Origin of the sequence: Zooshikella harenae (assembly GCF_018837975.1) — a bacterium.
GTDB classification, from domain to species: Bacteria; Pseudomonadota; Gammaproteobacteria; order Pseudomonadales; family Zooshikellaceae; genus Zooshikella; species Zooshikella harenae.
Genome location: NZ_JAGSOY010000111.1, coordinates 1 through 9,064, shown reverse-complemented (window position 1 = coordinate 9,064; position 9,064 = coordinate 1). Strand labels below are relative to the sequence as shown.

Here is a 9,064-nt window from a genome sequence, read left to right as displayed (position 1 = left end):
ACCAGAACCACCAACCCCACCAGATGATGGTGACCAACCCACACCACCTAGCGATGGTGATGATGATCTTCCACCCCCGCCCCCACCTCCAGGTGATCCTGGTGACGGTGATATCCCACCTCCACCACCTCCTGGGGATGATGGCGACCAACCTGTCCCTCCAGCAAATACCTGGCAAGCTGATCAAGTCTATACCAAAGGTAATCGGATAACCTACCAAAGCAAAACCTATGAAGCCAAGTGGTGGACCCGCGGTGATGAGCCCGGTAAAGATCAATGGGGACCATGGAAACAGGTACAAGGTAACGATAACCCTACCCCTCCTTCAAAACCTGGTGATGGTGACAAACCTGATACGGATAAACCTGGCAATGGTGATAAGCCAGGCGATAATGGCAAACCTGGTGACGACAAGCCTGGAAACGCTCAATCTTGGCAAGCTGACAAAGTATATGTCAAAGGCGACCAGGCCAGTTACCAGAATGTACTTTATCAAGCTAAGTGGTGGACACGTGGGGATGAACCAGGCAAAGACCAGTGGGGACCTTGGGAGCGACTAAACGACACCCCGGATGATCCAGATGATGGTGACGATGGTCAAGAGCCGCCAATCCCTCCTGGTGATGGCGATGATGATGGTGATAACTCCAATCCACCCACGCCCGGTGATGGTAGCCAATATAAGGTTGTTGGTTATTATATGTTAGGGCCTGATGAGATTAACAAGTACCCCAGTGTTGATTTCCCTATCAGTAATATTTCCCCTGAAAAAGCACGTATGTTGACGCATATAAACTTTGCTTTTATTGGGATTAATCAGCAAGGCCAGTGCGATTTATTGGCTGGAACTGATAAAGATAAGGCGGCAGAAGTATTTAAGCAGTTAAATACCTTAAAACAATATAATCCAAAGTTAAAGCTGATGTTTTCCGTCGGTGGTTGGGCATTTTCCAATGATGCGAGTCCAACCGCAAACCGTTTCAGAGATGCAGCAGCAACAGATGCTGCACGGAAAACCATGACGAGTTCTTGCATCAAGTTGATGAAACAACATCAATTTGATGGTATTGACTTAGACTGGGAGTATCCCCGTAAATCTGATGCCAATAATTTTATTTCACTACTCAGTGAGTTTCGTAAACAAATAAACGTTCAAGAGCAACAAGACTCCGCAGATTATCACCTGACGATTGCGGGTGCAGGTGGGGCATTCTTCTTGTCACGTTACTACGCTCAGCTTGATAAAGTCGTTGCCCCATTAGATTTTATGAATTTAATGACCTACGACTTCAATGGCCCTTGGCAAGGTGTAACCAAAACTAACTTCCATGCCCATTTATACGGAAGTCAAGATGAGCCCAAGTATTACAATGCATTGCGTGAAGTTCAGTTTAACCCTCCAAAAACCTGGGAAGAAATCAAGAAGCTGTTCCCCAGCCCCTTTGCGCTAACAGCTGATGCCGCAGTAAAACAACACCTGATTATGAATGTTCCTCGCGAAAAAATCGTAATGGGTGTGCCTTTCTATGGTCGAGCCTTTAAAGAAGTAGGTAAAGCCAACCACGGCCTTTATCAGTCATTTAATACACCTGGTGGTGATCCCTACCAAGGTGATCCTACCTGGCTTGTAGGCTGCGATAAATGTGTCGAGAGGAAAGAACCACGGATCGCTACCTATGCCGATATCAAAAAGATGCTTGCAGGAGACTATGGATACCAGCGTTTCTACCACCCTGAAGCTAAAGCACCTTGGCTGTACAATGCAAAACATGATCTATTTGTGACCTATGATGATGCTGAGTCATTAACTGTTAAAACCCAATACATTAAGCAGGAAAAACTAGGTGGTGTGATGTTTTGGCATCTGGGGCAAGATGATCAGGAAGGGACTCTACTCCGTAGTTTGCATAATGGCCTAAACAGCAAAACGACACCAGGTGATGGCGATATCCCCACCCCTCCTCAACCACCTGTACCACCCGATGGTGATACGCCTGACGATGGGAATGATATTCCAACACCACCCACGCCACCAGGAGATGATGGTGATACTCCAAAACCACCCCAACCTCCCGTACCACCTGGTGACGGTGATACACCTCAACCACCAAAACCACCATTACCCCCAGGTGATGGCGATAAACCAGGCGATGGAGACAAGCCAGGTGATGGAAAGCCTTTGACAGGTAATGTGTTTGTGGGTTACTGGGAAAATTGGAACAGCAATAAGTATGTACCCATGAGCCAAGTAAATGATAAATACAATGTACTAATTGTTGCATTTCCAAGTATCAGCAGTGATGGCTCAGTGGTGTTAAGTGATAAACCCACTCCTGCCGATATCAAAGCAGCACAGGCCAAAGGCAAAAAAGTTCTGCTCTCCATTGGTGGCCAAAATGCCTTACTGCACTTGGATAACCAACAGCAGGAAGATAATTTTGTAAATTCATTAATCACTATTTTTGACCGCTATGGCTTTAACGGTATAGACATAGATACTGAACATGGGCTGCTAGCATCTGGTAAGCCTGATAAGCCAACGGGTAGCGTATTAAGAATGATTAATGCCCTAAAGCGTTTGAAAAAACACTATGGGGACTCATTTTTAATGACCTTTGCGCCAGAAACGGCCAATGTGGTGGGTGGGCTGTCCGCGTGGGGTAATGCCTTTGGTAACTATCTACCTATTTTCAATGCGTTGAAAAACGACATTAGCTGGGTACATATGCAGTATTACAACTCCGGTTCAATGTTAGGGTTAGATAAAAAGCCTTATCAGCAAGGTACGCAAGACTTTTTAGTTGCGCTTTCTGAAGCAGTGATTAAAGGCTTTGAAATTGGTAGTACTGGCGTAAACTATACGGGACTTAAAGCCAGTCAGGTTGTTATTGGTTTGCCATCAACCCAAAGTGCCGCGCCTGCTGGGGGGTATACCGCACCCGCTACAGTTAAAGCCGCCCTTCGCTGCTTACGTACGGGCCAGTCTTGTGGCAATTACAAACCCCAACAAACCCACCCCGGCTTTCGTGGTCTGATGACCTGGGATGTTAACTGGGATTCCACCAATAATTACAATTTTGTGAATACTTTACACGGTTGTGCTGTAAATAATCAGTGTCAATAATATTACATTTATTATATTTTTTTATTGCCCGGCTTTTGCCGGGTTTTTTATTCGAACAGAAAAAAATGAAATGCTATATTATTAAATATCAATAAAAAAGCGTGGCGTATAAAAGGACTTTACTCATGCCATTGCAACCTAGAGTTCTTCATTCCTATCATAACCACCTCCTTGATAGCTCACGTTGGGAGTTTTACACGCCTAAAGACGACGATATTATCGTCTGTTCATCTTACAAATCAGGAAGTATATGGTTGCAATATATCCTTAAAAATCTTGTTAATTACCATCAAAACAATAACTTAAAAAGTCCACTATTCCTGTCCTGGATTGACTATCGAGGTAATGCACCAGATTCGCTAAAAAATTACTTAGCAAAGCCTGAACGCCGTGTTCTTAAATCTCACCTTCCGCTTGATGGTATTCCTTATTTTCCTCAAGTTAAATACATTGTACTTGCACGAGATCCAAGAGATGTATGCTTGTCACTGTGGGATTATTACACAACAATTAGCCCAAGCTTTTTACAGCTGATTAACGAATCCATACCTTCAACTTATCAACCCCTACCCTCTCCACCGGCCAGCCTGAGTACCTTTTGGCAACAATGGCTAACAAAAGGTGCTTTTCCCTGGCAGCACGAGGGCTATCCCTTTTGGGGAAATATGTATCATACGCAAAGTTGGTGGAATTACCGTCATTTAGAGAATATTCTTTTCGTCCATTATAACGATTTACTGGCTAATTTAGCGCAAGAAATTAATGTCCTTGCACGCTTTATTGATACTGACCTTAAAAAAGTTGCTCATGTCGCCCAACGATGTACTTTCAGTGTTATGAAAAAAAATGCGCGATTCATTATCCCCGAAGCAGAACATATTTTTGCCAATGGTGCTGAAAGTTTAATTAATAAAGGACGAAATGGCCGCTGGTTAGGCCGTTTAAGTGAGGACGACTTAGCGCTGGTAGAGATAGCAACAGTGGCTAATTTAAACCAAGAATGTGGTCTGTGGATCGAAAAAGGTCGAGCAGCACTGACACCCCAGCAACATCGCAAGCCTCGGGTGCCTGTCACTTAATCTTTTATAATCCCCTTTTATTTTGTAGCACACACTCACAACAATGATTGATCATTAACTTTATCGATCGTCAGATGAATAGCAAGCCATAAGGTTTCAGTCGTTTGAGATGTCCACTCTACCCGATGTTTGACCCCTGCAGGAATATACAGGTAGTCACCAATGGCCAGTGCATATGGCTCACTTTCCCCATGAAACATGACACGTGCCTCTCCCTGCAAAAGCAAAACCCACTCATCATAATCTTGATCGTACCATGATCCCTTCGGTGTCGTATGCCCCTTGGAAATAATCCGCTCAATAGAAACCCCGGGTTTATCAAGAATAACTTCAAAAAGTTCCTGAGGAATATCATGGGGTATTTCCTGAAAAATGTTTCCTGGCAGCATCTTACCCTCCTCCTTAATGGTGCTTTTCGGTATTACTGCTAGCGTCTTAACACTATTGTTAATTATCAAAGCGCAAAAGTGTGATTGCAGCCAAGCAGCCTCCCTTACAAGCCTCTTATAATTGCCATAGTAGTATTGCTGATATTTTACCTAGTCAAAGGGCAATTCAGTTCAGCTTTATAATTTAGACCTTCGTCCAGTTAACATAGGTTTGTATGAGTCAACCTTTACGTCATGTTTTTTATATCGATGTGCTTCGTTGTCTTGCTGCACTTGCGGTTGTTGCCATTCACGTCTTAGGCCCGTTACGTGAACTTTACAATACCATTCCTTTACATCAGTGGCTTGCTGCTGTGGAAATAAATGCACTTACTCGATGGGCTGTCCCTGTTTTTATCATGATTAGTGGTGCTTTACTTTTACAAGAACAACGTCCTTTTCATCTTCATCATTACTTAACTCGTCGTGTTGTCAAAGTTGTCATTCCCTTCCTGGCTTGGTCTGTGATTTATGCCTTGATTGGTGGCTATTCAGAACAGAATGGCTCGTTCGCTAGTGTCATCACGATCATTCAAAATGCTAATAGTAAACCAACTTGGTATCACTTGTGGTTTTTTTATGACTTTATTCCGTTATACTTTGTTATCCCATTTCTAGTCCCTCTTATTCACAAACTAGGCCATGAACGAATTAAACTTCTATTAGTTGGTTGGTTCCTACTTACGCTGATTAATTGGCTTAATATTGAAACACCGCTACGCGTCAATATTGTCCTTTATTCAGGTTATTTATTCTTTGGTTGGTACCTTGCAGAACATACACCAACACACAAACGCTGGCTTATATGGGGTGGGCTATTGGCTATAATTGCTAATCTATTAGGTAGCTGGTACTGGTCGACATTAAAAGATAGTTATAGTTCATTCTTTATGGGCTATAAAACACTCAATACTGTGTTAATTGCAGGGATGATATTTATTCTGTGCAAACAATACAGTGAACAACTGCCTTCTACCTATAAAGCGGTCATTGCTCATGTTGCACGTTACAGTTTGGGTATATACTTATTACACCCCATTATTTTGATCCCCATTAGGGACTTAAATAATGGGGTTTATGATTGGTTTGGCCATAATGTATTAGCCATTCCTTTACTAACATGCATAGTATTCATACTTTCTTACTACGCCACACGTTTATTAGCCGCTTGGAAAGTAACCCGCTGGCTTGTGCCATGACAGACTGGCTTGCCCATAGTCGATCTACTTTATTCGCTTTGTACACTGATTTGAAGAAATCACAGCCCATGGCGCTACATAAGTGGGCTGCTGAGCTGCCAAACGCTCCTTATTACGTTTAAGAAATTGTTTAATCGTGTTACTTAGCTTTATACCATAAGAACCGCACGGCAACTCTCGAGCGATAATGTATGGTTGCCCCGAAGCATCAAGGTCTATTTTTTTTAAGTCTATAAGTCTTATTCGTTGTAAGTTTTTTCGTTCGTCAAGTAATAGTAATACATAAGGTTTTAAACGGGTTAACGGTTCACTGAAAGCTACTACGCCTACTTCACCATTTGTCATTTCCACTAACACACCAGGCGGATAAACACCAATACACTGAATAAACTCATCGACTAACTCTGTATCAAAGTGACTTCCCTTTTCTTTATTTAAGATATGTAAAGCCGTAATAGAAGATTGACTTGATTTGTAACAGCGCGTACTTGTTATCGCATCATAAGCATCGGTAATCGCTACAATTTTCGCATAAAATGGAATTTGATGGGCTTGTAAGCTGCGAGGATAGCCTTTTCCATTGAGTCGCTCATGATGAGCAAAAGCAACATCAATAGCAATGGCTTCCTCAATACCAGCAGTCATCAGTAACTTTTTACCCAAGGTTGGGTGAGATTGCATCACGCGTAATTCTTCTCCATTAAATTTACCTGGCTTATTAAGAATATGATCAGGTATTTTTGCCTTACCAACATCATGTAATAACCCGCATAATGCTATCTTTTCGATTTCATGTTTAGGAAACCCCAAATGGCGTGCAAATGCTGCAGATAAAATACACACATTCATACTATGCTCTGCAGTATAATCATCTTTTCTTTTAATGTGCGTTAGCCATTTAAGCGCATCATCATTTCTTAATATACTTTCAACACATTCATTTACAACATATTTTGCCTCCTTAATATTAATGGCCCGCCCAATCCGTACACTTTCCATGATATCCTTGGCAGTACTACGAATATGTTGAAATTGTTTTTCGGCAATTTGTAATTCAGAGTTAAATGATACCTTATTAATATACTGAACACGATTTTTAGGAATACCTGTTAAAGCTTTATTAACGGGAGCCGTTCGACCTTCAATATAAACATGTTGACAATACGAAGACAATAAATGTATATCTTCCTGGGTTTTAATGGTAAACCCCTGCAATAAAAAAGGTGTTTCTAGCCAAGGACGATCAAGACGTACAACATACATGCCTACTTCTAACTGATCGACTGAAACTTTTTTTTCGGTACGTTCCAGCATATTAATGAAATAAGTACATTCTATCTATAAAGTGGTAGTAACTAGGGAGAATACTTATCAATTGTATTATAGTCGCAGATAGTATAAACAACTCGCAAAAGTTATACTTGCTGAAAATTATGTCCTTTTTCTTACGCACAGATAAATATCATTATACGAGTAATTTAAAGTAAGGTTTTATGACACATAAACCCTCAGAGCAATCGCATATAATTGCACCTTGTTAAAAGCCATTTTCTAAAGCACCTTTGCCCAACGTCTGCATAACGCCCTTTGAACACGCCGCGAATCCTTCTCAGGAGGCCGCTGTCTGTCAAAATAGTTACCGCATCCTTGCGGCAAACAGTTCAACGTGCATTATCCAGCCTTTCTCTACCACTGGCGTACCTCGAAATACCACAAGTGTTCATTTAATAATGACTGAGGTGAAGTTAAATGTGGGTTTGCAGTGCATACAATATCAGCTGCTTAAGTAGGATGGTTGTTATTTACTCCACTCTTGATAAAAAAAGTAATATTTTCAGTAAAGCTGACATCATACAGTTTTAATATTAAAATATATTTCTACAACATACCCCCTAAAATTCAAATACAATTTCACTTATAGTCTGTTATAAAAACAACCAATAAAAATAATATACTAACCTATTCACACATATAACACTTATGATTTATAATCCATCCGACCTATGAGGATTACTATTAACACTTTATTATTCGCTATTTTATATAATAGCGAACGTATTAGAATATATATTAATCCCCCATAGTATGCTCAAACTCATCAACGCGATCTATACCCATAACGAAGGGTTTTTAGGCTTAGTTATCGGCGTTTGACTCACCTTAAAATACTTAAAGCGATCAACCGTAACATAGTATAGGGTGTTTTAGAGGCTGATTGATCAAGGGTATTTAATCATAACAGGGAGGTTATGGTAATGGCTATTAACACATTAAAAACCCGTGTTTCTGCATACTCTGCTGAAGATACTGATGTTTACACTTCAAAAAATGGCTGTTCTTTTCGTAGCAGTAAAGACGATATTATTTTTTCAAAACTACCCTTCTCTTTACCTTATCAACCATTAAACGTTGTCCTCCTCAAACCAGAGCAAACCCATTTGTTACCCCAAAATAAATCATTTGCAATTCATTGTCTTAAAGGGGCTATTAATATTCATGGTACAACAAAATGTCTTTCATTAGCTGAAGGTGACTTTGTTACATGGGAATGTGCGACAACTAAAGCAAGTGTTATCCAGTCAACTCGACAGTATCAGCACGTTGTTGCTATAACGGATCTACATAGTGCTCCCCAAATAACAAAAAAATCCGACGAGTCCTTTAAGCATATTAATATTAATTCGTTTAATTATGCTCAACGACCTAATGGCATCGTTCTGAAATCACTATTAACAGGTACCTGTTACGAACAAACTACAGGTTATGAATACGTAGAAATGCCCCCCAATCAATTGATAACACCCCATGTCCATCCCAAATCAGATACTATTGTCATTGTCACAAAAGGCAGCGGGCGCTTTATTGCTGGACACGAAGCCGTTCAAGTTCAACCGTGGACACACGGCATCATCCCCCAAGGAAAATTGCATGGTGTTGTCGCTGACGCTTGTGGAATGACATTTATTTCTGTTCAAGTGCCCCCCATTGGTGAAAATGGTTATATTTTCTTTCCTGACTTCGCCATACCGACAGAAACGGTAGTACTTTAACAGTATTAACAAAAAAAGGGGATTTTCATAAATCCCCTTCATTTTTTAATATCCAATAAAATCATACCCACAGCGAAGGATATAGTTTAATGATTACTCATTTTATGTCAGTGTAATTATCAAAATTTAATCACTAACCTATTTTTTTCTTATTTACTCCTTAATTTACCTCGACTTTGGCCAT

6 protein-coding genes are annotated in these 9,064 nt (G+C 40.7%); 4 read left to right on the top strand and 2 right to left on the bottom strand.

Going from position 1 to position 9,064, the window contains the following annotated elements; all coding sequences use genetic code 11:
• Both KCG35_RS22650 and KCG35_RS22645 read left to right on the top strand, forming a co-directional pair.
• A partial coding sequence (locus KCG35_RS22650; protein WP_304956765.1) for a glycosyl hydrolase family 18 protein occupies positions 1-3,124 on the top strand: 3,124 nt, incomplete at its 5' end.
• A 125-nt stretch (positions 3,125-3,249) separates the two neighbouring features.
• Entirely contained in the window at positions 3,250-4,203 is a 954-nt protein-coding gene (locus tag KCG35_RS22645) for a sulfotransferase domain-containing protein (RefSeq protein ID WP_215822136.1), read from the top strand.
• 35 nt (positions 4,204-4,238) lie between these two features.
• Here the strand turns inward: KCG35_RS22645 and KCG35_RS22640 are convergent, their stop codons facing one another.
• Positions 4,239-4,592 (bottom strand): cupin domain-containing protein, encoded by a 354-nt coding sequence (locus tag KCG35_RS22640; RefSeq protein ID WP_215822135.1) that lies wholly within the window; start codon positions 4,590-4,592, stop codon positions 4,239-4,241.
• Between the two features lie 215 nt (positions 4,593-4,807).
• Between KCG35_RS22640 and KCG35_RS22635 the strand changes: the two genes are divergently transcribed.
• Positions 4,808-5,830, top strand: coding sequence for an acyltransferase (locus KCG35_RS22635; protein WP_215822134.1), 1,023 nt, complete (start codon positions 4,808-4,810; stop codon positions 5,828-5,830).
• A 24-nt stretch (positions 5,831-5,854) separates the two neighbouring features.
• On the opposite strand, the gene KCG35_RS22630 is transcribed toward KCG35_RS22635, so the two are convergent.
• Positions 5,855-7,144 carry an HD-GYP domain-containing protein gene (locus tag KCG35_RS22630; protein WP_215822133.1) on the bottom strand — a complete coding sequence of 430 codons (1,290 nt, stop codon included), beginning with the start codon at positions 7,142-7,144 and terminating at the stop codon, positions 5,855-5,857.
• A gap of 941 nt (positions 7,145-8,085) precedes the next feature.
• Here KCG35_RS22630 and KCG35_RS22625 point away from each other — a divergent pair.
• Positions 8,086-8,880 (top strand): cupin domain-containing protein, encoded by a 795-nt coding sequence (locus tag KCG35_RS22625; RefSeq protein WP_215822132.1) that lies wholly within the window; start codon positions 8,086-8,088, stop codon positions 8,878-8,880.
• Positions 8,881-9,064 lie beyond the last annotated feature (184 nt).